This window comes from Schaalia turicensis, from assembly GCF_019380255.1.
Lineage (GTDB): Bacteria > Actinomycetota > Actinomycetes > Actinomycetales > Actinomycetaceae > Pauljensenia > Pauljensenia turicensis_A.
In genome coordinates this window covers 79974-105064 of sequence record NZ_CP048928.1, presented here as the reverse complement: position 1 = coordinate 105064, position 25091 = coordinate 79974, and the positions used below count along the sequence as shown (strand labels likewise).

Sequence of the window (25091 nt, the reverse complement as noted above, 5' to 3'; positions counted from 1 at the left end):
TCTGACCAGCGTGTATCGACTACTTCGCAGAACGCTGTGCCATAGCTTCACGAATGAAGTAGATCGCGATGATGATCAACGTCAGGACGCTCATTGCGATCAGCTGCTGGCGGGCCTCGGGGTTCCATGCCATCAGGCCGGCAACCAACACCAGCGACGCGATAACGAGGCGAGGTAGCCAGGGCCAGCCCGGTGAACGCAGGGCAATTGATCCTTCAGCTTCAAGCTTGGGGTGTAGGCGAATTTGAGCGACCAAGATGAAAACCCAGATCAGTAGCAGAACCATGCCGACAGAGTTCAGCAGAATTCCAAGGAGCGATGCGGGGAGCAACCAGTTCAACGCCACCGACACCAGGGCGAAGAAGATAGAGACCGAGACAGCTCGACGAGGAGTGCGTCCTTCAGCAATGTCACCGCTCGCCCCTTCGGTGGCTACGCGGTCCTGAAGCGACTCCGCTTCCTCATCGGCCACAAGGGTAGCCGAGGTGGTCGATGAATCGTGGCCGGCCTCGTTCATCTTCGACGAAGACACACCGCGACCAAGCAGCCACTTCATGCCCATGCCACGCGCGGACAGCGAGTAGGCGATGCGGCTCGAGGCGTAGAGATTCGCGGAGAAGGCGGACACGAGGGCGACGAAAACGACCGCTTCCATGATCACACCGACCGCGGGAATACCTGCCATGTTCAACACCGCGGCAAACGGGCTGGTCGACATTTCTTTCGAATCCCAGCGCAACAAGCAGATCAACAGGATAACCGAACCGACGTAGAAGATCAGGATTCGGCTGATCACCGAACGAATTGCGGCGGAGATTGCGGCCTTCGCGTTCTCGGCTTCGCCGGCAGCGATCGTCACGATCTCAATACCGCCGAACGACGTGATAATCGCAAGAAGCGCGACCGCGATACCCGCCAGACCCGTCGGCGCAAAACCGCCATGTCCCAGAATCGTCTGACCGATTGGCTCGGTGCGACCGGGAACGATTCCCGTCACCAAACCGATACCGATCAGCAGGAAGACAATGATTGCCAGGACTTTGATGCCGGCAAGCCACGCTTCAACTTCACCGAAGTCGCGCGCGGCCATCAGATTCACGCCACCCAGCACAACAACGATTGCCAGAGCCACAACCCACTGCGGAACCGATGGGAACCAGCTGACGAAAATCGCTGCCGCACCCGTAATTTCGAGACCCAGCACCATCACCAGCATCGCCCAGTACAACCAGCCGGACGTGAAACCTGCCCAGCGGCCGATACCGACCTCGGCATAGGTGGAGAAGGAACCGGTCGACGGCAGGGAGCTTGCCAACTCCGACAGCGCGAACATCACCGACACGGCAATCAATGCCGCAAGAACGTAAGACACCAGGACGGCCGGGCCCGCTTCCGAGACCGCGACGCCGGTGCCGAGGAAAAAACCGGCGCCGATCGCGCTGCCCAACGCCATCATCGACAGGTGGCGCGTTTTGAATGTCTTACGAGGCCCCGATACGGGCATCGTTGCTTCGCCGCCCGTGTTAGGGGCGGTCGTTGCCGGTGAGCTCATGGTTTTCATGCGCCTTTCGTTGAATCAGAGCTGGGAGTGTTCCCTGAAGAATCTGAAGATCCCGTCGACTGTTCGTGAGTTTCATTCGCCTTTTGAGCCTGTTCCTCAAGAACTGCCGTTGCTAGAGCTTTCTTTGCTGCCGGTGACATCAGGCGTCGCAACTGTGACGACGTGACCGTCAGCGTCCAGTCCCCCGCTTGGGGAAGCTGCCACTGACGCCAGTGGGATAAAACAGTGAAGCCCATGCCGACAATCGTTGCGGCGAGCATTCCGATGATCGGCAGATCGTACTTCCAGAAGATCACCGTAATCACAGCGGACGCGAACGCCGGTGTCGCGTACAGGTTGTTCCCGCCAAAAACTTGGGGGACGTTTCCGGCTGAAATATCACGGATTGCACCGCCACCAACTGCGGTGATGATGCCCAGCATGATCGCGGGAAGAACATCAAACCCCGCGTCGAGAGTCTTCAACGCGCCGGTTGCTGCCCAACATCCAAGCACAGTTCCATCGGCGACCAGCAGGGCAGCACGCCACGGACGCGAGTCCAGCTTCCAGAGCATCGCGATCGCTGCACCCAGCAGTGCCGTCCCCAAATAAAAGGGGTCAGTTAAAGCAACCGGAGGCCCCACCTGGAGCAGAACGTCGCGGAGCATGCCACCCGCGAGCGCCGACATGATCGCGAGGACCGCAAAACCGACGGCATCAAAGCGCTTCATGCGTGCCAGTCGACCACCGATGATGCCATTCAGCAGCACGCCAATCAGGTCGATGGCGCGAAACAGGTCCGGTAACGCATGGTTGAGGGTTTCAAGCACACGGACATTGTGGACTATCTTGGCTTTCCGTGGCGCGCGTGTTCACCAGACGGCGCATGCTGAGGCGCATTGTGAGACTCGGACGGATACGGATCTGCTGGTTGGGGGTCCGCTGCGGAAGGCGTCTGGTTTCCTGCGGGGCATCATCTATTGCGCGTACTAGGCGATCGCGGTGCCGAATGCTAGGCCCAGCAGGTAGGTGATAATCGCAGCACCGTAGCCGATTGCCAGCTGGCGAATCGCGCGAGGGGCGGGCGATTGACCAGAGAGGATACCGACGACTCCGCCGGTGCAGAGCAGGGTGACACCGACGATCGCGGCGGCGATGGCGATTGCTGTCAGACCGGAGAGAGCGAAGAGGTAGGGAATCAGGGGGAAGAAAGCGCCGATCGCGAAGAAGAAGAAGGACGAGGCCGCTGCCTGCCACGGTGTACCAACCTGTTCGGTGGCGCCAGCGTGAGCTGGTAGCCCGCCTTCGAGTGCGGCACGCACCGCGATGACACCGGACTCTGAGCCGGCGGGGCGGGCGACCTGGGTGAATACCTTTATGGCGTGAGCACGCGCTTCTTCGGGACTTTCGCCACGAGCACGGAACACGAGTTCCAGTTCGTTCGCGTCAACGTCGAGGTCCGGGACAGCTTGGTGTGCTTCGGGATCGGGGATCGATGCATCGAGCAGTTCACGTTGGCTGGTGACGGAGACCCATTCACCGGCTGCCATGGAGAGCGCGCCGGCCAGCAGACCAGCAAGGCCGGTCGCGAGGACGAGGTGCGGTTCCATTCCGGTTGCGGCCACACCCAACACCAGGGCAAGGTTCGAAACCAAGCCGTCGTTTGCTCCGAAGACTGCGGCGCGGAAAGTTCCGGCCAGAGTTTCACGGGAGCGAGCAGTGAGCCCACGGATCACTTCGCCGTGAATGTGCTCGTCAGCGGCCATTTGAGCCGTCGCATCATCGTCGGCGTCGTAAGTGGTGCGTTGTTCGGCACGCTGGGCCATAGCCAGAATAAAAATGGTGCCGAACATGTGCGCAAGCCACGCGCCAAGGCGAGTGCGAAGGCGCGGACGAGGCGCTGGAAGCGCTTTATCTCCTAGCAGGGACAGCCAGTATTCCTCGTGTCTGCGTTCAGCTTCGGCAAGCTTGAGAAGAACCTCGCGTTCAGAGCCGGTACGGCGTTCTGCAAGGGAGCGATAGGTGCGCGCTTCCATGCGTTCGTCAGCAAGGTGGCGACGCCAGCGCTTGATCTGTGCTTTCGAAACGTTCTTCGGAGGCTGCGGGGTGGGATACGCGTTAGTCATTCAATGACTCCGTAACGTTCTTTCACTATTCGTTCAAGAAGGGGAGAACGAATAAGAATCAGCCATTTTCGCGACCGACGACGTGAATTTCGATGTCATCGTCGACGACAGGAGCCGGCTGAGTTTGAGTTGCCGGAGCACCGAAGAGTCGCTCTTTCACAACGTCAGCAACCGTGTCGGTGACGCGCTCCCCCTGCTCGCGGACAATGTCCGACACCTTTTCGCCCGCTGCATCGAGGGGCTTTGCGACGACCGGGAATCGGCGGAGTTTCGATGCGCCACTGCGGATCTTCTCGTACTGTTCGCGACCAGCTTTCGTGCCCAGCACGTAGCCGGCTCCAAGACCAAGAAGCAATCCAAACCTGGTTCCCATGAAAACTCCTGTTTGTCGTGACGCTCGGCGAAAAACCGACGCGATCTGATTACTTCAACCCTACAGGCAGAACAATCCAATCAACGATCACAATTGAGAAGTTCACAAACGTACACCTAGCGGGATTGGGGTCGCTTGATTGCTCCATTCCCACTACGTTGGAGTGCGTGAGTGAGATCCGAATCATGACCCCTCGTGGCGTTTCGCTGGCGGGGACGTTCATTAACCCCGTTGACACTGGTGACGCAGCGGTTCTCTTCTCGCATTCGTTCCTTGCTGATCGTCACTCGGCTGAGCATTTCGATCGTCTTGCTCGTCTCTACCGCGCGGCAGGCTACGCCACGCTCGAGTTCGATTATTCGGGTCACGGTGAGTCCGGCGACGAAATTATTACCCTGGACGCTGAGGTTGAGGACCTGCGTGCAGCGTCCGGTTGGCTTGCCGACCAGGGGTTTGCTCGCCAACTCATTCATGCGCATTCATTCGGCGCGACGGTGGCGCTAGCAGCTCGGCCGGTCAATGTGCTCGCCTACGTTTTGTCCTCACCATCGCTTGGTCCCATGTCGGTCGATTGGACACAGATTTTCTCTGATGACCAGTTGCGTGACTTGGAAGAGATCGGCGCTACCACGATCGCTGACGACTCACCCTCGATTCGCCGACAGTTCACGATCTCGAAGCAGACGCTGATCGACTTGTCGCTGACCGATTCGGACAAGCTTCTGGCCGGCTTGGAACAGCCGACCTTGGTGATCCATGACAGCGTCGACGCCGAGTTCGGTCTGCTTGCCGCCACGCAGGATGTGTTCCACCTGCTCCCCGACGGCTCGCGCGTCGAAATCGTCTCTGATGCATCATTTGGCATGGGTGAAAAGGTCGAGGCCCTAGATGCTCCATCGCTCGAATGGGCGGCCCGGTGGGTGCCCGTAGTTCGTCGCTAGCGTGACTGCACGGAGCAAGGTCGGCGTGTCTGGACCCCGTTGAGTTAACACCGAAAAATCCGGCATCGACAGTTTATCGCCCCACCCAAACAACACCGGCCTCAAATGGCGAACTACTGCGGTTTCCATATGGAAATATGGATCAGAGCGCGAGGATTTAGCCACACCTAACGCGAGGATTTGACCACACCTGAGGCAAACGAGCCGAGGAACTCCTCGACCGCGGTCACCACTTCCGGTGCCTCGCACCACGAACGTGTACCAAATTTCGTCGTCGAGAACCCGGCGATACGCGACGCAAAACGAATCAAGTCACTCGGGTCCTTGGGCATTGGCACATCAGCTACGTGCAATCTGCCCACCGCCCACGCGAACGCACCGTGGAAAACGTCGCCCGCACCCAGGGTTGAGATGGCATCCACCTGATCAACCTCGGTTTCACCTTCTCGCCCATCCCAATACCACTGCACCGATTCACATCCTCGCGTGCGGATCGTCCGCGTAATTCCGAAACCGGCGAGGAAGCTGGCAACCTCGGGTCCGGTCGGCTCATTCAGCAACGGCGGACAGAAGTCAGCAGACACCACCGCAATATCAACGAACCCCAGCAACGGGGCGAGCCACGGCTTCCACGACCCACCATCAAGGATCCGTTGGTGCAACGGCTTGGCTTCTAGGTGCGCGAAAGGATCCTCATCAGGATCGGGCTCCCCCAGCGTCCCCACCCGCAACACGCAGTCGGCAATCGCAGGATTGTGGCCGTCAATAAGGACAACGTCCGGAGCTCCATCCTGGACCAGTACAGAGTCGAGCAGGTGGGTGACCTCGTGCACGTCGATGTCGATCCGCGCATTGGTGGAAGCGACCATCCTGCCACCCGGGTGCTCAACTATGGAGGAAATCGCGGGCGTCTTCTGCGCGGAATCCACGCTGGTCGCGTCCAGCAGATGCACGTCGGCGCTGGCGAGGTCCGCGCTGATCACGCTGGCAATCATCCCCTCACCGATGGCGCTCAGCAGACTGATCGACGAGGCTGCCTCCCTCGCGCACCCCGCGGCTTTCTCAAGGGCGGAAAGGGTAACCGCAGCATTCGTTGCCGGGCCTCCCGCTGCCATCACATGATCCGTGGAGGTTGTTTTGGTGGCAATATTTGGCTCGTGGTCGAGGGCATGGATAACGTCAAGCGTCGTCAGGCCAGCGAAAAGTGCGTGCATAACTCAATCTTGCCCACAACGCTTCACACTCGCATCTTTGCGGGAAGAATGACAGGGTCTTCGATGGCGCATCGACTAAGAATGATGCGTTCACTGCCCCCCCTATATTTCCGACAGGCTGATGTACGGGCTCCACAACGGTTGCTTCAACGTGTGTGGCATGCCGGCTCAGATCGCAGAACAAATCGAACAGAACACGGTTCGAACAAACCTGTGCCGCAAGGGAGCAAAACTCGCCGGCTGTTCAATGATCAGCACCATTGACGGATCTCTCATTTCGCTACGGATGGATCCGAACGGCATGACAGTCCTTGCTGTAGGGCGCGAATACGAGGCTACTTATCCACACGTAGCTATGGTCGTGGCACTTATCCACACGCGCACTGTTCTCGCTCCGCACGTGTGAACGTGCCTCGTTAGACTAGGCGGGTGCCAGAAAAACCAGTGCGTTCCAATGAATCGGGGTCGTCTCAACACGGCCGCCGTGGCGGTGGAGCGCGCCCGCAAAATTCTGGCACGTCCAAAAAGGACACTCCGCGCAAGGGGCAGCAGCGTAAAAGCCGCGTCGGGCAGGAGCCTCGTACTCCCATAGGTTCCCGCGAGCGCAACGGGCACTCTGCCACCCAGCCACACCACAAGCCTCGTCGTAGGCGCAGTCCTCAATACGAACACGCACACACGTTTAAGCCGTTCACTCCCGAACAGCTGGCCGCGCGCGCAGCCGCAATCCCCGTCGTGACTTTCCCTGACCTGCCGGTCAGTGCTCGCCGCGACGAAATCGCTCAGGCGATACGTGACCACCAGGTTGTTATCGTTTCTGGTGAAACGGGTTCGGGTAAGACCACGCAGCTCCCGAAGATCTGTATGCAACTGGGTCGTGGCGTCTCCGGAATGATCGGACACACTCAACCCAGGCGTATCGCAGCGCGTTCGGTCGCTGACCGCATCGCTGAAGAACTCGGGCAAAAAGTTGGACGCGAACCTGGCCAGGTTGTCGGCTATCAGGTGCGTTTCACGGACAAGGTCGGGCCCACCACCCTAGTCAAGCTGATGACCGACGGCATTCTGCTGGCGGAAATCCAGTCCGATCCGTTGCTTCGTCGCTACGACACACTGATTATTGACGAGGCCCACGAACGTAGCCTGAACATTGACTTCATCTTGGGCTATCTGGCTCGTCTGCTTCCGGCGCGCCCGGATCTGAAAGTCATCATCACCTCAGCGACGATCGACTCGAAGCGTTTCGCTGAGCACTTCGGTGTGTGGGATGGTCTGCCCGGTCGTGGGACGTTGAAGCAGCCGGCACCTGTTATTGAAGTCTCGGGTCGCACCTTCCCCGTCGAAGTCCGCTATCGCCCCCTCACCGCTGACGTGATAACGCACTACTCGTCGTCCACTCCGGGCACTGAGCAGGAACCGGGCGACGCCTTGTCGATCGAAGACGATAATCTGCACCTGGGCGCAGAACAGCTGGTCTTGGAAGACCCTGACGATGATCTGCCGTCGCTTGGGTACGGGCTCGGCGAGGACACTGATGTTGAGACCGCGATCTGTCACGCCGTTGACGAACTTGCTGGTGAGGGCGAGGGGGACATCCTTGTTTTCCTGCCGGGCGAACGCGACATCCGCGATACCGAACAGGCATTACTCGACCATCTAGGTCCGCGCGGGGTAAAAGCGGGTGAGACTGCGAAGGCTCGCCCGACGGATATTGAAATCGTTCCGCTGTTCGCGCGCCTGAGTGCAGCCGAGCAGCATCGCGTGTTCGAGGACCACCGACTGCGTCGCGTTGTTCTGGCAACCAATGTTGCGGAAACTTCGCTGACTGTCCCGAGCATTCGCTATGTCATCGACCCTGGTTTTGCGCGTATTTCTCGCTATTCCAACCGGACGAAGGTGCAGCGACTGCCGATCGAAGCGGTGTCGCAGGCCAGCGCTAATCAGAGGGCTGGCCGCTGTGGTCGCGTCGCTGACGGCATCGCAATCCGCCTCTTTTCGCAACGCGACTACGAGAATCGTCCTCGCTTCACCGAACCGGAAATCCTGCGCACCTCGCTCGCGTCGGTCATCCTACAGATGGCGGCGCTGGGCCTCGGTTCAATTGCCGATTTCCCCTTCCTCGACCCGCCCGAGCATCGCGCGGTTCGCGATGGCATCGCGACTCTGGTGGAGATTGGCGCTCTCGTAGAAGATGACGAGGCCACGCACATGTCTTCGCCCTCGAGCGCAAAGGACGCGGATTCAAACAGTGCTGGTGGCGCAGGTTCAAGGCGTTCCTTTGGACACCGCTTGACCGCAATTGGTCGGGATTTGGCGCGGTTGCCGATTGACCCCAGGCTGGGACGAATCCTTCTGGAAGCCGACGCAAACGGCTGTGCTTCCGAAGTCCTTGTCATCGTGGCAGCACTTTCAATTCAGGATGTCCGCGAGCGCCCCGCTGAACATCAGGCGGCTGCCGATGCTGCTCATGGACGCTTGGCGAATCCGAAGTCTGACTTCGTCACCTACTTGAATTTGTGGCGCTACTTGACAGTCCAGCAGAGGGATCTATCGGGTGCGGCGTTCCGTCGCATGTGTCGGGCCGAGTTCCTGCACTACCTGCGTTTTAACGAGTGGCGTGACGTTGTTGTTCAGTTGCAGCAGATGGCCCGTCCGCTCGGGTTGGATGTGCATCCGATTGATATTCCGTCGTCTAGCGATGTTGTTCATGCGGCGGAAGTGGGCGGTTTGACTGATGCGGCAGCGCGTGCGGTTGTGGCGTTCACGGATGGTTCGCGCAGTGTGGATGCCGACCAGATTCACCGATCACTGCTTGTTGGTTTCCTGTCGAACTTGGGTTCGTGGGATCAGGCAAAACGTGATTATCAGGGTGCCCGCGGTACTCACTTCACGATTTGGCCGGGTTCAGGTTTAGCGCGCTCACATCCTGCGTGGGTGATGACCGCTGAATTGGTTGAGACCAGTCGCCTCTTTGCTCGCACTGTTGCGCGGATTGATCCGGCGTGGATTGAGCCGGTGGCTCGCCCACTGTTGAAGCGCGTATATTCCGAGCCCTTCTGGTCGAGCGCCAAGGGTGCGGCAATGGTGAAGGAAAAGGTCCTTCTCTACGGGCTGACTTTAGTTGCCGACCGTCCTGTCTTACTGGGTCGTTTGGGTGACCACGTGATTGACGCGGGTTCGGATTCGCGCTCGTCTCGCGTGGTCACGGCGGGTTCCTTGGCCGGAATCGCTCAGGGCCTGCTGGGTGTACCTACGTCGGATCGTCGTTCTCGTACCGAGATAGGCTCTATTGGTCGTGACTTCCTCGCGATGGCGTTGGCTGGTGCCCTCAATCTGCCGTCGACCAGCTTCGATACATCCAGCGATGGTGACGACTTAGCGAACTTGGCTCCCAGCAATGAAACACCCGAGCAGTCGAATGGGGCATCTTCGTCGGGCACCACCCCGCCGATCGATAAGGTCAAGATCTCGGCCTCGTCGACCATTGACACTGCGCTGACGGCGCGAATACTCGCCCGCGAAATGTTCATCCGCCACGCGCTGGTGAACGGCGAATGGCGCGAACGCCATCGCTTCCAAAAGACGAACGATGAGCTACTGGAGCAGGCGCGCGAAGTCGAACGACGTTCACGCACCCACGGTTTGGTTGCTGACCAGGACGCGCGTTTCGCATTCTTCGACGACCTGCTTCCCGACGATATTGTGTCCGCCGGGCACTTCAATCGCTGGTGGAAACACACGCGCCAAAAGCATCCTGACCTGCTGACATACACTTCTGCCCTGCTTCTTCCGCGAGGGATCGGCCAAGATGCTGACGGTTTCCCCGATACCTGGGAATCAAACGGCCTGAAGCTTGATCTGTCGTATGCGTTCACTCCCGGCAGTGCGCGCGACGGCGTCACGATGACAATCCCGATCGAAGTCCTGCAACGCGTCAATGATGTTGGCACGGACTGGTTGGTTCCCGGCATGCTGATCGAGCTCATTACTGAGTCGATTCGCGCTCTGCCGAAGGCTCAGCGTCGTCTACTTGCCCCCGCGCCCGAGGTCGCCGCTCAGGCCGGAGCATGGATGGAGCGCGCGCTCGCAGGAACCTTGACCGAAGCCGAGTCCGGCGTCGCTTCGCAGCATTCCGGCGCAGCCACGTCGTCCAAGAACGGTGACGAGGCTTCTACGGGGGTCGATCCGATGAGCCTGACGGCAGCGATGGATCGTCTTGCTCGCTGGGGTGCCACGACTGGGAATGCAAAGCAGAAGGATCGTGGAAAAAAGCCTGCGCCGATGCCAGAACCTCAGGCTGAAGAGACACCCGCGACCCCACCACAGTCGACGGTGATTGATTGGTCGAGAGAACGCCCTTCATTCAGCGAGGCTTTCCGCACCGCAGTGAGGATTCTGCGCGGAATCGATCTGAGCGATTCTCACCTTGCACACGCTCACGACAACCTACCCACGCATCTGCGGATGACATTCAGCGTTGTTGATTCGCACGGCGCTGAACTCGGTTCGAGCACCGACCTCACATACCTGCAACGCACGTTGGCATCGTCAGCAGACAATGCGATTCGTGACGCGGTGCGAGGCGCTGTCGCCGAGGCTCTTCTCGACGCCACACAGGATCGCTCCAATCGACGAAGCCACCCCAGTTCGCGCACAGATAGTTCGCGCGCGAGCTTCAGCGAAGCGAAGAACAACGCTGGTCATGCGCATTCAGATTCCGATGGTTCCCCCGAGGTTGCTACCCACCTGCACGTTGATGGGCTGACAGATTTCCCAGCTGACCCGCTTCCCCGGTCGATTGACTCTCCCGGTCAAACATCCAGCTCGCAAGGTATCCAGGTGATAACACTGCGCGGCTTCCCCGCGCTTGTCGCTCAAGGTAGCGCCACAGATCCGAGCGCTGGCGTAAGACTCATGGCGAATTCGAGCGACGCTGACCGCCATCACCGCGAGGGCCTTGCACGCCTGTTGGTTCGCCGAGTTCGCTTGCAACAGACTCGAGTGACGACACGTTGGACGGGACGCCAAGCTCTGATGCTCGCCGCATCACCCTACCCGGATACCACTGCACTGATTGCGGACACTCAGTTGGCTTCCGCTCTCTCGCTAGTAGATGAATTGTCAGGCCAGGCCGGTCCCGGATCGATTCGAGACGCAGCCTCATTCGAAGACCTCGCCAATCGCGCACGAAACCTGCACGAGGACAGGGTCTACGAGATTCTCGGCTACGTTGTACGAGCCATGGAGGCCCACGGCGATATTGAGTCCGCGATCCGCTCTCACACGGAAGAATCCATGCGCGAAACAGTTGCTGACGTGCGAGATCACGTTGGTTCTCTGGTGTATCCGGGTTTTGTTCTTGATACGCCCCTATCGGCGATGCCTCACCTGGCGCGCTATCTGAGAGCCGGAGCGATGCGTATTGAACGCGCAGCCTCATCCCCCAGAGCACTCGATCGCGATCTGGAGAATAGGGACCGAATCCACGACATCCTCGACGCTTTGGGCGAAGCCGAAGAGAGCGCTCGCGCGCGCCCTTACAACGCGAAGTCGGCTACAACGATTTCGCACGTGCGGTGGTTGATTGAAGAACTGCGCGTCTCCTTCTTCGCCCAACAGCTGGGCACACCCAACAAGGTGTCGGCGAAACGCGTCCTCGGCCTGATTGAGACGATCTGAAATGGATCGACGAATCGCACGAAAAGAAGCGCGCATGCTGATGGACGCCGCCGAACTGGGCGACTGGACATTCAAATTCGACACAGCAAAACGCCGAGCAGGATCCTGCGCCTACCGGACGAAGACGATCACTCTGTCCGGACCGCTCACCGATCTCTATGATCAGGACACCGTTCGTGGCGTCATCCTCCACGAAATCGCGCACGCCCTTGTCGGTCCAGACCATCACCACGATGCAACGTGGCGGAAGGTTGCTCGCGGTCTGGGCGCCCCCGATGACGCAAAGCTCCCCTCGCATCTGCCTTCCCCGGACGAGCCCTGGGTCGGAACTTGCCCCAAATGCGGAGCACAACGCAAGCTCTACCGGCCACCGCGTCGCGTCACCGCCTGCGGACACTGCGCGCGACACTTCGACGTCGAACGCATTCTGACCTGGACATATAAAGGACATCCACGTAACCCCGGCACCGCCTACCTCAAAGAACTGCGACGCATCGAACGCGCCTGAGGCCACCCAAAACCGCGCCGGTAGCACGCTGGCAGGCTGAGCAATCGAGCGCGGCCTCGTCCCCCACGCGCACGAAGTTGCGCAACTGAACACGAACAGTGACGAGACCATCACTTCCGCACCCAATTTCGGTATCACCCACCGCGCGCGGAGTACTACTCTTGTCCCTAAGTTCTTTATCTGGTTTATTGAGACGGCCCACCCATAGCCGACCACCATAAAGCCGCTACCCAGGGAGTGACATGACGGATCAGCCGAACACCACCACTGCTCAGTCCACGGACGTTCCCAACGTTGCAGATCGCGAGGTTCTCACGTGGGAAGGTTTCGGCGTTGCAAGCCGTGAACTCACTCAGCAGATCGTTGACTCCGGCTGGATCCCCGAACTGATCGTCGCCATCGCGCGCGGTGGCCTGATCCCTGCGGGTGCCATCTCCTACGCAATGGACGTCAAGGCATGCGGCACCATGAACGTCGAGTTCTACACCGGCGTTGGCGAAACCCTCGAAGCACCGATCCTACTTCCTCCGCTCATGGATATTTCCGCGATGGAAGGCAAGCGAGTCCTGGTCGTTGACGACGTCGCAGACTCCGGCAAGACCCTCAAGATGGTCATGGACATGATCGCCGAAGACGGCCTGTCCCTCGACGGTGAAAACCAAGTGAAGGTTGACGCGCGCAGCGTCTGCATCTACAAGAAATCACGCTCGATCATCACCCCCGACTACATCTGGGCAGAAACCGACAAGTGGATCAACTTCCCCTGGTCGACACTGCCGACGATCACAGCAAACGCCTGATTGTGTCGAGCCGGTTGCGCGCGTCGCAGCCGGCTCTTTCATTTACCGTTTCCGCTCCGCCCCAGAACGACGAGGTTTCGGCCATGAGCACACACACTGACACCGCAGACAATCAACCCGCTGGCTCCATCAGCGGATCCGCACCCTACGCCATCTACTCTGAACGCGCGTCCGCGTCGCTGTCCGTCGCTCAACAGGTCGTTGACCTTGTCCTTCACCGGCTGGCAAACGGAGAAAACATTCGTATCCTCGGTCTGACCGGCCCTCCCGGAACCGGGAAGACCACCGTTGCAGCCCTCGTCGCAGAAATCCTTGAAACTGCCGATGTTGCGGTGGCTGGCATCGCGCCGATGGATGGCTTTCACATGTCGAATGCCGTGCTGGACGACTTGGAGCGCCACGACCGCAAGGGCGCTCCCGACACGTTTGACGTCTGGGGGTACCAGACCCTGCTGGCACGCATTCAAGCGAGCGAGCACCCCGTTTTTGCTCCCGACTACAACCGTGGCCTGCACGAACCTGTCGCAGCGTCCATCCTGATTCCAACTGAGGGCATCGTCATCACCGAAGGCAACTACCTGGCATTCGACGAACCGGGGTGGCGCGAGGCTCGCGGGCACATTGACTTCCTCGTCCACATTGATACGCCGACAGACGCTGTCATGCGGCGCCTCGTCACCCGCCACGAAGCATTCGGAAAATGTCGCGCAGATGCCGCCCACTGGGTGCGCACCGTGGACGCCCCCAACATTGAATTGGTCGCCGAATGCGCATCGCGCGCCGATGCGATCATCTCGCCCCAAACAGGAGAGTAACTGTGACATCGTGCGCTCGGCGCACACAATAACCCCTGGTATTGCTAGCGTTTCATCACATGACTGACAGCTTCACCTCACCTAACGCCGATGAGACCCGCCCTTTAGACCAGGAGAACGCGGATCCCGTGGAGGTGGCCTCGTCGATCAACGAAACCCCCAGCGCACCCGCAGAAACCGACCCGCATTGGAAGCGTCGCGTCACCCTATTCCTGATCGCGCAGGCGATTTCCCTGTTCGGCTCCTCGATCGTGCAGTACGCGATCATGTGGTATCTGACGCTGACGCTCAAGACCGGGTGGGTCATCACCCTGTATGCCGTTGTCGCTTTCGTCCCCCAAGCGATTCTGTCTTTGTTTGGTGGCACGCTTGCCGACCGAATGAACCGCCGAACGGTGATCGCCGTTTCCGACTCGATCATTGCGCTGGTCACCCTAGGGTTGGCAGTAGCAATGATTGCGGGCGAAACCTCACTTTGGCTGATCTACGGCGCGGTCTTCATTCGCTCCGTAGGCGCCGGCTTCCAACAACCCGCGGTTGGCGCTCTCTTACCACAGCTGACCCCGACCAGTCAGCTCATGCGCGTAAACGGCATTAATCAGACAATTAACTCGGCGATGGCACTGCTGTCTCCGGTGATCGCGGGCGCGGTCTACGGCTGGGGTGGCCTGGTTCCGACCTTCTGGATCGACGTTGTCACTGCCCTGATCGGCGTCGGTATTGTCCTGACGATCCCCGTTGCGACGGTGCGAAGCGGTGGCGAAGATAGAAAGTCGTTCGCTCACGATCTGATGGACGGGCTGCGCTACGTTGCGGGACACCGCACGATCCTCTGGCTGATGGTCCTCTACACAGTAATCTTCACGCTGATCGTCGCACCGAACTTCATGGTGCCACTGATGATCGCGCGCGACTTCACCGACGCTGTCTGGCCGCTGACGGTCATGGAAACCTCATTCTCAGCGGGCATGGCGCTGGGCGGTCTGGCGATCGCGACCTTTGCCGTGAAGTGGAATCAGAGCCGGATGCTTCTCTATTCGTGCGGGAGCTTCGGCCTGTTGTCCGCCGCCCTTGGCCTGACGCCATTCCTGGGGACGACCGTCGGCCTGTTTGCCCTGTTCGTACTGATGTTCATCATCGCTCTACTGATCCCGTTCTTCTCCGCGCCGGTCATGACACTGGTTCAGACCACGGTCGAACAGACGTACATGGGTCGCGTGTTTTCGCTGATCAACATCGTTGCAGTGCTGGGTATGCCAATTGGCATGATCGCGTTCGGGCCGCTTGCTGACCGATTCTCGATTCAGTGGATCTTCATCATCAGTGGCATCGTCGCGTTCGGATTCACGGTTGTGTCATTCATGGCTGAGCCCGGCCGCGAGGTCCTGAAGATGAGCGGGCAACCCGCAACTCAGCGTGACGATGAACCAGTCACTGCCTAGTCGCTTCGCTACTTCGACAGCTCTTCCACGATGAACGGCGTCGTGCGCTCAATCGTCTCGAGCGTCTCGACGAAGTCCTGATATCCGCCGTACCACGGGTCGGGGACATCATGGTCTGACGGGGTGGCCTGCGGATCAAAATCACGGAACAAACGGATATCAGGCCCAGCGGAGCCTCGTGAATCAGAAGCCGCATCGGCACGAAGCCCGGCGCGATCGCGAAGGCGGTTCAATGCAGACAGGTGATGGCCGGTCATGGCAAGGATCAGGTCCCAGTCCGCCAGTTCACTCATGCGGATCTGGCGCGCACGATGGTTGGGGACCTCGTGGCCGTATTCGCGCAAGACCCGGGCAGCGCGACGGTCGACCGGGTTGCCCTCTTCTTCGTCGGAAACTCCTGCGGAATCCACGACGATGTCAACGCCGGCATCGCGCGCGGCTTCAAGCAGAATCTGGTGAGCCATCGTCGACCGACAGATGTTGCCGGTGCAGACCATCAGAACTCGTTTCACTGGGATCCTTCCAATTAAAAAATGCAGGTCAGAGCGTCAGGAACGTGCGGACCGCGAGCGCGCTAATGCCGGCTGCCTTTTCGGAGTCCATGTGGAAGTCCTGGTCGGCAGCGGGGCCACACAAGTCGGAGACGGCGCGCAGGCTGACCCAGTCAACACCGCTGGACCAGGCGACTTCCGCCATGGCGCAGGTTTCCATGTCGGCGCCAATAGCGTCCGGGAATTTTTCGCGCATGGGCTGGGCGAGGGGGGCGGTGATGAACGAGTCGGAGGACAGGACGCGACCGGTCATGACGGTGAGGGTGTCGGACTTGGCAAGCAGGGCGACGCGAGCAACGGTTTCGTCGGAGGATCGGTAGTCTTCGGGCATCTGCGGAACCTGGCCCATGGCGTAGCCGAAGGCGGTGGCGTCGGCTTGGGAGTAGATGGTCGAGGTGCCGGCAGCGATGGTGGAGACGTTGATGTCCACGGCGAGTCCACCGGTGGTGCCCGCTGCGATGATGATGGGACTATCAACCAGCGTGAGGGCGCGCGCGGTCGCGGACGCGGAGTTCGCCAGACCAATTCCGCTTTGCACAAGCAGAACGTCGTGACCGTCAAGAGCACCGAGCGCAAAACGCTGTTGTGCGTGGCCCTCAATTCCGACGACGAGTTCGGTGACCGCGTCACTACCGGCGCAGGGGTGCAACGCGGCGCGCAGGGGTGCCGCTTCCATTTCCATGGCGCATTGGATGATGGCGACGACGGTCGGACGAGCAGGAAATTCGATGCTGGTTGTCATAGCGCCCAGTCTACGGTTCGCTCTTACGGTGATGAAAGCGCACAATAGTTCGCATGACTTTTGACGCCGCCGATTCTCCGACCGCTCTTCCGCTTGCTCAGGTGACGCCAGATCGTTTCGACGCTGGCGAGGCAACGCCCGCTGCCGTGCTTTCCGGTGAGGTTCCCGCTTCTCAGGCTGCGCACCCCCTGTCGGTTTTCGACATGTTCCGCATCGGTATCGGCCCGTCGTCGTCACACACGGTTGGTCCGATGCGCGCCGGTCTTGCGTTTACAGGCGAGTTGGCGTCGTTGCTCGCCAGAGATAAAGGGGACGAGGCCGCCTCCACGTCTCAACGCTCCCCCGAAGAAGGGGCAGAGTCGCAGGCGCCGTGCCGCATTACGATCGACCTGTTTGGTTCGCTTGGCGCGACGGGTCGCGGGCACAACACTGACCGCGCAGTCTTGCTGGGCCTTGCGGGCTACAGCCCGGAGAGCGTTGAGATTGATACGGTTGAGGGTATTTTCCCGGCGATTGCCGCGACCGGTTTCTTGCCGACTCCGTGCGGTCAGGTTCCTTTTGATATTGCGCGCGATATTCGTTTCGTTCCGCGCACGGTGTTGAAGTATCACGTGAACGCTCTGACGATCACGGCGTGGCGCGAAACTGATGGCCACGAGAAAATTCTGGAGCACACCTATTACTCGGTGGGCGGTGGCTTCGTGATGGTGCAGATGAATGATGACGTGGATAATCCGGAGGTCGCATCGCTGGCGACCGGCATGAGCGCCGCGACAATTGATGCTCCTGCGCCGTTCCTCTTTACGACCAGTGCACGCCTGCTCCACGAGTGTAAGCAGTCTGGTTTGCGCATCTCCGAGTTGGTTCGTCGTAATGAAGAAGCTGTGCGAACTGCTCAAGATCTCGATGAGTATTTGGATGCGATCGCGGACACGATGTTTGAGTGCGTGGATGCCGGAACCAGTGCCAGTGGCATTCTTCCGGGTGGTTTGGACGTCCCTCGTCGCGCGAAAGCACTGAGCGCAAAACTGTCCGAACGTGCTCGTACCAGCTGCGAACCGCTTCCCGGTGCTCCCTGGGCCTCGAGTCCCGACGACCCGATGCGCGCGATGGACTGGGTGAACCTGTTCGCGCTGGCGGTCAACGAAGAGAACGCTGCCGGCCACCGCATCGTCACCGCGCCGACGAATGGCGCTGCGGGCGTGATTCCTGCGGTCCTCGGCTACCTGGTCTCCTACTGCCCTGAAGCTGGTGCAACGATTGGTGCCGCATCGGCTCCGGCGCTGTTCGACTCACCTGAGGCTCCTTTTGCTCATGTGCGTTTCGGCTCAAAGGGGGTCGAGGTTCTTTCCGGCGCTTCCGACATTCACGGGGAGGCGTGGGCGCGCAGGCGTAAGGCAGTCCATGATTTCTTGCTTGCAGCAACGGCGATTGGCTCGCTGATTAAGACGAACGCGTCGATTGCTGGTGCTGAAGTTGGCTGTCAGGGCGAGGTTGGTTCAGCGTCCGCGATGGCGGCCGCAGGCTTGGCCGAAGCGTTGGGTGGAACCCCCGAACAAGTTGAGAATGCCGCGGAAATTGCGATGGAGCATTCACTGGGGCTGACCTGCGACCCTATTGCTGGCCTGGTTCAAATCCCCTGCATCGAACGCAATGCGATCGCCGCGGTGAAGGCGATTAACGCGGCACGTATGGCCCTCTGGAGTGATGGTCGGCATACGGTGTCGCTGGATGCCGTCATTGAAACGATGCGCCAAACCGGCAACGACATGCTGTCGAAGTACAAGGAAACGTCGACGGGCGGCCTGGCCGTGAACGTCGTCGAATGCTGAGCTCACATCATTTGCTCCCACTCGATAGGGACATTTACCTCTCGTAGCGGTACCCAACAGGCGCGCCACCAGTAGTAGTGGTTCATCTACCACGACCCCTACATATAGGGAGGGTGTGCGCAATCCACCCCCTACATGTAGGGGTCTGGCATATGCGACACGCCGATGACGCACACGAATTTTGAGGCAGTTTTTTCCATTCGCATCCGAAGTTATCCACAGGTAGGCACATATGTGTTCGCCTCCATGCACATGCGTGTGGACCTGGAACCGAAGAATGACAATCGTGTGATTTCCGCATAATCATGCCCTCTTCGAGGTGCTCTGTAAAACGATTTACCCACGGTTCAACGGACAATTTTTATATGAACAGTAAGCCCATCCACACCGTATTCACAGATCCGCCTCCCTCTATCCACAGTCTGAGTCACACAACGTTACGACCACAACATGTTGTGCCTATTCCTTCAAGCACCCACAAGGTGTAGTGTTAAGAGGTCTTCGGGATACCCCCTGAAGATACGCGTTTCCATCCCTTTAATTAGGAGAATCCCATGACGATCACCGTCTACTCGAAGCCCCGTTGCCCCCAGTGCGACGCAACCTGCCGCGCTCTCGACAAGCAGGGTCTTGACTACACGAAGATCGACGTGACGGAAAACCTCGAAGCGCTCGATTACATCAAGGGCCTCGGCTACCAGCAGGCTCCCGTCGTCATGGCTGGCGACACCCACTGGAGTGGCTTCCGCCCGGACCGCATCAAGGCCGTCGCAGTTGCGGCAGCTGCCGCAACGCCCCTCGCAGTCGGCCAGGCCTGATCTTTTCTTCCGTCCCGGTTACCGATAGAGGTGGCCGGGGCGAACTGCGTTCACGGACAGAGTTTCACGAACGCGATGACGATCCCCGGCAACATTCTCAAACAGTACTGAGATGTCCGGCCTCGTCAATACAATCGAATCGCACCTAGGCGCACGGTGCGCCACACCACAGCAGCACAAACGGCAGGTCCATCATGGTGAACATCGTTTACTTTTCCTCAGCAACCGGGAATACTCGCCGGTTCGTTGAGAAGCTTGGCCTGCCCGCGCAGCGCATCCCGCTGCTGAAAAGCGACGAGTTCCTGCACGTCGACCAGCCCTACGTGCTGATTGTTCCCACATACGGCGGGGGCAACCTCAAGGGCGCGGTTCCCAAGCAGGTCATCGCCTTCCTCAACGACCCGGGTAACAGGTCTCACTGCGTGGGAGTCATCTCATCAGGAAATACGAATTTCGGCACCGCGTACTGCCTCGCAGGCGATATCGTTGCAACGAAGCTGAGTGTCCCCCATATGTATAAGTTCGAGCTACTCGGAACCCCCGAGGACGTCTCACGAGTTCGAGAAGGACTGAAAGAGTTTTGGCAGAAAATCTCACCGACACAGGCGTAGAAGAAATCAGTAACCCAGAGCTCGATTACCACGCTCTGAACGCCCAGCTGAACCTCTACGATGCCAATGGCAAGATCCAGTTCGACGCAGATCGTAAGGCAGCTCGCCAATACTTCTTGCAGCACGTCAACCAGAACACCGTCTTCTTCCACGACCTGGAAGAAAAGATGGAATACCTGGTTGAAGAGGGCTACTACGAGCAGGCTGTTCTGGACCAATACGAGTTCCAGGACATCAAGGACCTGTTCAAGCGCGCCTACGCGCACAAATTCCGCTTCCCCACGTTCCTCGGCGCGTTCAAGTACTACACGTCCTACACGCTGAAGACGTTCGACGGTAAGCGCTACCTGGAGCGTTTCGAAGACCGTGTTGCGATGGTCTCCCTGTACTTGGCTCGCGGAGATGTGAAGCTCGCTCAGCAGTTCGTGGAAGAGATCATGGCCGGCCGTTTCCAGCCTGCAACCCCGACCTTCCTGAACGCTGGCAAGGCTGCGCGCGGCGAACTCGTATCCTGCTTCCTGCTACGTATCGAAGACAACATGGAGTCGATCGCCCGTGGCATTAACTCTGCTCTTCAGCTGTCGAAGCGCGGTGGTGGCGTCGCCCTGTCGCTGACGAACCTGCGCGAAGCCGGCGCTCCGATTAAGAAGATCCAGAACCAGTCCAGTGGCGTTGTCCCGGTCATGAAGCTTCTGGAGGACTCCTTCTCTTACGCGAACCAGCTGGGTGCGCGTCAAGGTGCGGGTGCCGTTTACCTCAGCGCACACCACCCGGACATCATGCAGTTCCTCGACACGAAGCGTGAGAACGCTGACGAAAAGATCCGCATCAAGACCCTGTCGTTGGGCGTTGTGATCCCCGATATTACGTTCGAACTCGCACGTAACAACGAGGACATGTACCTGTTCAGCCCCTACGACGTCGAGCGCGTCTACGGCGTTCCCTTCTCTGAAATCTCCGTTTCTGAAAAGTACCGCGAGATGGTTGACGACGGCCGCATTCACAAGAAGAAGATCAACGCTCGTCGTTTCTTCCAGACCCTCGCTGAAATTCAGTTCGAATCCGGCTACCCGTACATCGTCTTCGAAGATACTGTGAACCGCGCGAACCCGATCAAGGGCCGCATCACGATGTCGAACCTCTGCTCCGAAATTCTGCAGGTGTCCGAGGCCTCGACCTACAACGCTGACCTGACCTACAGCCACGTCGGCAAGGACATTTCCTGCAACCTGGGTTCGTTGAACATCGCCAAGACGATGGATTCTGAGGACTTCTCGACAACGATCGAAACGGCAATCCGCGGTCTGACCGCTGTCTCCGACCTGTCGGATATTCAATCGGTTCCCTCGATTGCTCGAGGCAACGCGATGAGCCACGCGATCGGCCTGGGCCAAATGAACCTGCACGGTTACCTTGCTCGCGAACACGTCATGTACGGCTCTCAAGAGGCTCTGGACTTCACGAACATGTACTTCCTGGCTGTCGCCTATGAAGCAATCAAGGCGTCCTGCCTGATCGCGAAAGAACGCGGCGTCTCCTTCGAAGGCTTCGAGGATTCAAAGTATGCGTCCGGCGAGTACTTCGAGAAGTACATCAATGGCACGTGGGAACCGACCACGGACAAGTGCCGTGAGCTGCTCGCAAAGTCGACGATCCACATTCCGACGGCTGACGATTGGAAGGCTCTAGCCGCCAATGTGAAGCAGTACGGCATGTACAACCAGAACCTGCAGGCGATCCCGCCGACCGGCTCGATTTCGTACATCAACAACTCGACCTCGTCGATCCACCCGATCGTTTCTCAGATAGAGATCCGTAAGGAAGGCAAGATCGGTCGTGTCTACTACCCGGCTCCGTACATGACGAACGAGAACCGCGAGTACTACGTGGACGCCTACGAGATCGGCCCGGAGAAGATCATCGACACCTACGCGGTTGCTACTCAGCACGTGGATCAGGGGCTGTCGCTCACGCTCTTCTACCCGGATACCGTAACGACGCGTGACATTAACAAGTCCTACATTTACGCGTGGAAGAAGGGCATCAAGACCCTGTACTACATGCGTCTTCGTCAGATGGCGCTGGAAGGCACCGAAGTTCAGGGGTGCGTGTCCTGCATGCTCTAAGCATTCAGTCCGCCACCTGCCCCCGGCGCGGTGGTAGTTGGCCACTGAGAATCCCGGCCTCGTTGATTTGAATTCACGAGGCCGGGATTTCTTTTCCCACTTTCACAGTGCATTGCCCAAACGACTACGGAATTGCTTGATTGTTGCACTCTGACGGAAAGGGGACGTTACGGGGGTTGATCGGGGATTAGTCAGGGGAGTCCCCACTATTGAGGTGCACCCGCCTTTCCTAGACTGGTATCAACATCAAGTTGAAGGGACATTATGACGGATCAGCAGCCGAACCCCGAAGAAGCCGAAAAGCAGGAAGACACCCCAGCTGAAGAGCAGGTCATTGAAGCGAACGCTGAAGAAGCAGAGGTAGCACCTGCGGATACTGACTCACCAGAGCCTGTTGCACAGAAGAATTCTCCGCTAGAAGAAGCAACAGAACTGCTCCCGACCGAGGAGACAACTGAGCTTCCCGTTGGCGATTCCACTGTGGGCACTGTCGAAGAAACCATGGTGCTTCCCACTAAGGAAACCGCTGAGACGACGGAACTTGCCAGCGAACCCGCCCCTGAAGTGAAAGACGTTGAGGCGGACGTAGTCGAGGATTCAACCCCGACTCAGCCAACGTGGGAACAGAATCCGTGGGCATCGCCGGCACGCGAGCAGCCGACAACCGCTAGCCAGGGTGCCTACACCGCACCGCAGTTCGATCAGCAGAATCCTTACGGGCAACCGGGTGTCCAGCCCGAGCAACCATACGGCCAGTACAACGGCGGTCAGTATGGAGCCCAGGCACCGTATGGGGCAAACGGCTTTGCCCAGGCACCGTATGGGATGACGTTCCAGATGACTCCTCTGGCGCAGGAATTGAAGTCGAATTCGACCACCGTCTTGATCCTCGGCATTCTCGGACTGGCGCTCATCGGCCTCTTTGGTTCGATTCCCGCGTGGCTGTGGGGTAATTCGATCCTGCGTCAGGCTCAGGAAAACGGGGTCAGCGCCGACATCGTGTCGAATGCGAAGGTCGGTCGCATTCTCGGCATTGTCGGTGTTGCCTTGTGGGGCGTTGTGCCAGCGTTTTTCGTGTTGATCTTCTTGATCGCCGCGCTCACCGTACTGCTTGTTTAGCGACGCTCTGCTGGTGAGCTCACCACATTCACCGAACTGGCTCTCCCGCTCACTGCGACATTTTTGAGGCATTCTCCGAAATGTCGCAGTGAGCGGTTGTTTTTCGCGCAATATCTCATCCCAAAACCATGTGCGACTAAAGTCCTAGAGGTGTTATGCTCAACACAACCCGATGCAACGGCGCTTCGGGGCATCCCAGCAAGCACGCTGGCTCCCAACTCGCACCACTATCCGAGCCCACCACCTCGGGCCCCGATAACGCGACAACGCTAGGAGCTCCTTATGACTGAGACTACTTTCCAGGCCGTGGCGATGATCATCTACCTATTGGCGATGGTCATGATCGGTCTTTTCGCATACAACCGCACTAAGAGCCTTGACGACTACATGCTCGGTGGCCGAGATCTTGGCCCCGGCGTCGCAGCCCTTTCCGCAGGCGCAGCCGACATGTCCGGCTGGCTCCTCATGGGCTTGCCCGGCGCGCTCTACCTCAACGGTCTCATCGAAGGCTGGATCGCAGTTGGCCTGACCGTCGGCGCATGGCTGAACTGGAAGTTCACCGCCCCCAGGCTTCGCGCATACTCGAAGATCGCATCGAACTCGATCACCGTTCCATCGTTCCTCGGCCAACGCCTACGCGATACCTCCAATATTGTTCGTATCGTTGCTGGCCTTGTCATCACCGTGTTCTTCACGTTCTACGTTTCATCGGGCATGGTCGCCGGTGGCGCGTTCTTCGAATCATCATTCGGCATGGACTACCACCTGGGTATGGTCATCATCGCTGCGACGACAGTGCTGTACACGCTGGTCGGTGGCTTCCTTGCCGTGTCTTGGACCGACGTCGTTCAGGGCATCATGATGCTGATCGCGCTCATCCTGGTGCCGGTTGTGGGCGTCATCCACGTTGGTGGCTTCTCCAATCTGATGAGCGAAGTGAACCGCATCGATCCGACGATCTTCTCGCTCACTCACGGTGAAGCCACCCTGTCCGGCGCGGCAATCCTCGGCATCGTGTCGGCGCTCGCGTGGGGCCTCGGCTACTTCGGTCAGCCGCACATCATCGTCCGCTTCATGGCCCTGCGTTCTACCGCGGAGGCCAAACAGGGTCGTCGCATCGGTATCAGTTGGATGCTCCTATCCGTGATTGGTGCAGTCATGACAGCACTGGTCGGCATCGCCGTCTACCAGCATGACGAAGGAAAGCTCGCGAACCCCGAAGGCGTCTTCATCAGCCTCGGGCAGTTGCTCTTCCACCCCTTCATCGCAGGGTTCATGCTTGCAGCGATCCTCGCCGCCATCATGTCGACCATTTCGTCCCAGCTTCTGGTGACCTCGTCCGCACTGGTCGAAGATATCTACCGCGCCTACACGAAGCGCGAACTGAACGGCGCTGACGGTGTTCTTGCTGGTCGTATCGCGGTTGGCGTGATCGCTCTGATCGCAGCGCTTCTGGCGTGGCAAAGATCCGACTCGATTCTGGGTCTGGTGGCGTTCGCGTGGGCCGGCTTCGGCGCATCATTCGGTCCGATCGTGATCCTGTCGCTGTACTGGCGCAAACTCACCTCGGCAGGCGCAATCGCCGGCATGGTGACCGGCGCGGTCGTCGTTGGCATCTGGGGCAACATTTCGGGTGGCATCTTCGACCTGTACGAGATCGTCCCCGGCTTCCTTCTGAACCTCATCGTTGCGGCCATCGTGTCGCGTGCAACGTGGAAGCCACACCCGGAAATTGATGCCGAGTTCGACCAGACGATCGCAGAAACTCAAGGCATCTGACGCCTCAGCTTCGCGCTACTTCGCCACGAATGCAGGTGGCACGAAGCAGTCAGATCCCTCTATTTCAGAATTGAC

At 59.1% G+C, this 25091-nt stretch carries 20 protein-coding genes; 13 read left to right on the top strand and 7 right to left on the bottom strand.

All coding sequences use genetic code 11. The features are described 5' to 3' along the window. Positions 1 to 19: 19 nt before the first annotated feature. The 4 genes from G5S47_RS00440 to G5S47_RS00425 all read right to left on the bottom strand — a co-directional run bounded on the left by G5S47_RS00440 (position 20) and on the right by G5S47_RS00425 (position 4039). Positions 20 to 1561 carry an amino acid permease gene (locus tag G5S47_RS00440; protein WP_257878465.1) on the bottom strand — a complete coding sequence of 514 codons (1542 nt, stop codon included), beginning with the start codon at positions 1559 to 1561 and terminating at the stop codon, positions 20 to 22. Further along, a complete protein-coding gene (locus G5S47_RS00435; protein WP_006680677.1) occupies positions 1558 to 2370 on the bottom strand; it encodes a trimeric intracellular cation channel family protein in 813 nt (270 codons plus the stop codon). Before G5S47_RS00435 ends, G5S47_RS00440 begins: the two co-directional genes overlap by 4 nt. 159 nt (positions 2371 to 2529) lie before the next feature. After that, positions 2530 to 3666, bottom strand: coding sequence for a VIT1/CCC1 transporter family protein (locus G5S47_RS00430; RefSeq protein ID WP_006680676.1), 1137 nt, complete (start codon positions 3664 to 3666; stop codon positions 2530 to 2532). A 58-nt stretch (positions 3667 to 3724) separates the two neighbouring features. After that, a complete protein-coding gene (locus G5S47_RS00425; RefSeq protein ID WP_006680675.1) occupies positions 3725 to 4039 on the bottom strand; it encodes a hypothetical protein in 315 nt (104 codons plus the stop codon). A gap of 167 nt (positions 4040 to 4206) precedes the next feature. Between G5S47_RS00425 and G5S47_RS00420 the strand changes: the two genes are divergently transcribed. Next, on the top strand, positions 4207 to 4980 hold the full coding sequence (locus G5S47_RS00420; RefSeq protein WP_257878464.1) for an alpha/beta hydrolase: 774 nt from the start codon (positions 4207 to 4209) through the stop codon (positions 4978 to 4980). A 167-nt stretch (positions 4981 to 5147) separates the two neighbouring features. Here the strand turns inward: G5S47_RS00420 and G5S47_RS00415 are convergent, their stop codons facing one another. Beyond that, the gene (locus G5S47_RS00415) at positions 5148 to 6194 is read right to left on the bottom strand and encodes a PfkB family carbohydrate kinase (RefSeq protein WP_219585589.1); all 1047 of its coding nucleotides are present in this window, start codon (positions 6192 to 6194) and stop codon (positions 5148 to 5150) included. Positions 6195 to 6441: 247 nt separating this feature from the next. On the opposite strand from G5S47_RS00415, the gene G5S47_RS00410 reads away from it, so the two are divergent. The 6 genes from G5S47_RS00410 (at position 6442) to G5S47_RS00385 (ending at position 15438) form a co-directional block, all read left to right on the top strand. Then, positions 6442 to 6600, top strand: a complete 159-nt coding sequence (locus G5S47_RS00410) for a hypothetical protein (protein ID WP_219585588.1) — start codon at positions 6442 to 6444, stop codon at positions 6598 to 6600. A gap of 38 nt (positions 6601 to 6638) precedes the next feature. Continuing rightward, positions 6639 to 11873, top strand: coding sequence for a DUF3418 domain-containing protein (locus tag G5S47_RS00405; protein WP_219585846.1), 5235 nt, complete (start codon positions 6639 to 6641; stop codon positions 11871 to 11873). Position 11874: 1 nt separating this feature from the next. Further along, positions 11875 to 12381, top strand: coding sequence for a SprT-like domain-containing protein (locus tag G5S47_RS00400; RefSeq protein WP_103632823.1), 507 nt, complete (start codon positions 11875 to 11877; stop codon positions 12379 to 12381). 242 nt (positions 12382 to 12623) lie between these two features. Further along, positions 12624 to 13181 (top strand): phosphoribosyltransferase, encoded by a 558-nt coding sequence (locus G5S47_RS00395; RefSeq protein ID WP_103632824.1) that lies wholly within the window; start codon positions 12624 to 12626, stop codon positions 13179 to 13181. Next, entirely contained in the window at positions 13130 to 13996 is an 867-nt protein-coding gene (locus G5S47_RS00390) for a nucleoside/nucleotide kinase family protein (RefSeq protein ID WP_219585587.1), read from the top strand. Before G5S47_RS00395 ends, G5S47_RS00390 begins: the two co-directional genes overlap by 52 nt. Before the next feature lie 59 nt (positions 13997 to 14055). Then, positions 14056 to 15438, top strand: coding sequence for an MFS transporter (locus tag G5S47_RS00385; protein ID WP_219585586.1), 1383 nt, complete (start codon positions 14056 to 14058; stop codon positions 15436 to 15438). Positions 15439 to 15446: 8 nt separating this feature from the next. Here the strand turns inward: G5S47_RS00385 and G5S47_RS00380 are convergent, their stop codons facing one another. Both G5S47_RS00380 and mtnN read right to left on the bottom strand, forming a co-directional pair. Continuing rightward, positions 15447 to 15935 carry a low molecular weight protein-tyrosine-phosphatase gene (locus G5S47_RS00380; RefSeq protein ID WP_040318353.1) on the bottom strand — a complete coding sequence of 163 codons (489 nt, stop codon included), beginning with the start codon at positions 15933 to 15935 and terminating at the stop codon, positions 15447 to 15449. Positions 15936 to 15978: 43 nt separating this feature from the next. After that, positions 15979 to 16731 carry a 5'-methylthioadenosine/S-adenosylhomocysteine nucleosidase gene (mtnN, locus tag G5S47_RS00375; RefSeq protein WP_103633000.1) on the bottom strand — a complete coding sequence of 251 codons (753 nt, stop codon included), beginning with the start codon at positions 16729 to 16731 and terminating at the stop codon, positions 15979 to 15981. 53 nt (positions 16732 to 16784) lie between these two features. On the opposite strand from mtnN, the gene G5S47_RS00370 reads away from it, so the two are divergent. From G5S47_RS00370 to putP, 6 genes are all read left to right on the top strand, one after another. Continuing rightward, on the top strand, positions 16785 to 18563 hold the full coding sequence (locus G5S47_RS00370) for an L-serine ammonia-lyase, iron-sulfur-dependent, subunit alpha (protein WP_181002155.1): 1779 nt from the start codon (positions 16785 to 16787) through the stop codon (positions 18561 to 18563). Between the two features lie 554 nt (positions 18564 to 19117). After that, a complete protein-coding gene (gene nrdH, locus G5S47_RS00365; RefSeq protein WP_101628451.1) occupies positions 19118 to 19381 on the top strand; it encodes a glutaredoxin-like protein NrdH in 264 nt (87 codons plus the stop codon). A 194-nt stretch (positions 19382 to 19575) separates the two neighbouring features. Then, positions 19576 to 19992 carry a class Ib ribonucleoside-diphosphate reductase assembly flavoprotein NrdI gene (gene nrdI / locus G5S47_RS00360; protein WP_103632827.1) on the top strand — a complete coding sequence of 139 codons (417 nt, stop codon included), beginning with the start codon at positions 19576 to 19578 and terminating at the stop codon, positions 19990 to 19992. Further along, positions 19962 to 22118: a class 1b ribonucleoside-diphosphate reductase subunit alpha gene (gene nrdE / locus G5S47_RS00355; RefSeq protein WP_219585585.1), complete on the top strand. Its 2157-nt coding sequence runs from the start codon at positions 19962 to 19964 to the stop codon at positions 22116 to 22118. The genes nrdI and nrdE overlap by 31 nt, the downstream gene beginning before the upstream one ends. A 264-nt stretch (positions 22119 to 22382) precedes the next feature. Next, positions 22383 to 23237 carry a hypothetical protein gene (locus tag G5S47_RS00350; protein ID WP_219585584.1) on the top strand — a complete coding sequence of 285 codons (855 nt, stop codon included), beginning with the start codon at positions 22383 to 22385 and terminating at the stop codon, positions 23235 to 23237. A gap of 282 nt (positions 23238 to 23519) precedes the next feature. Further along, positions 23520 to 25016 (top strand): sodium/proline symporter PutP, encoded by a 1497-nt coding sequence (gene putP, locus G5S47_RS00345; RefSeq protein ID WP_219585583.1) that lies wholly within the window; start codon positions 23520 to 23522, stop codon positions 25014 to 25016. Positions 25017 to 25091 lie beyond the last annotated feature (75 nt).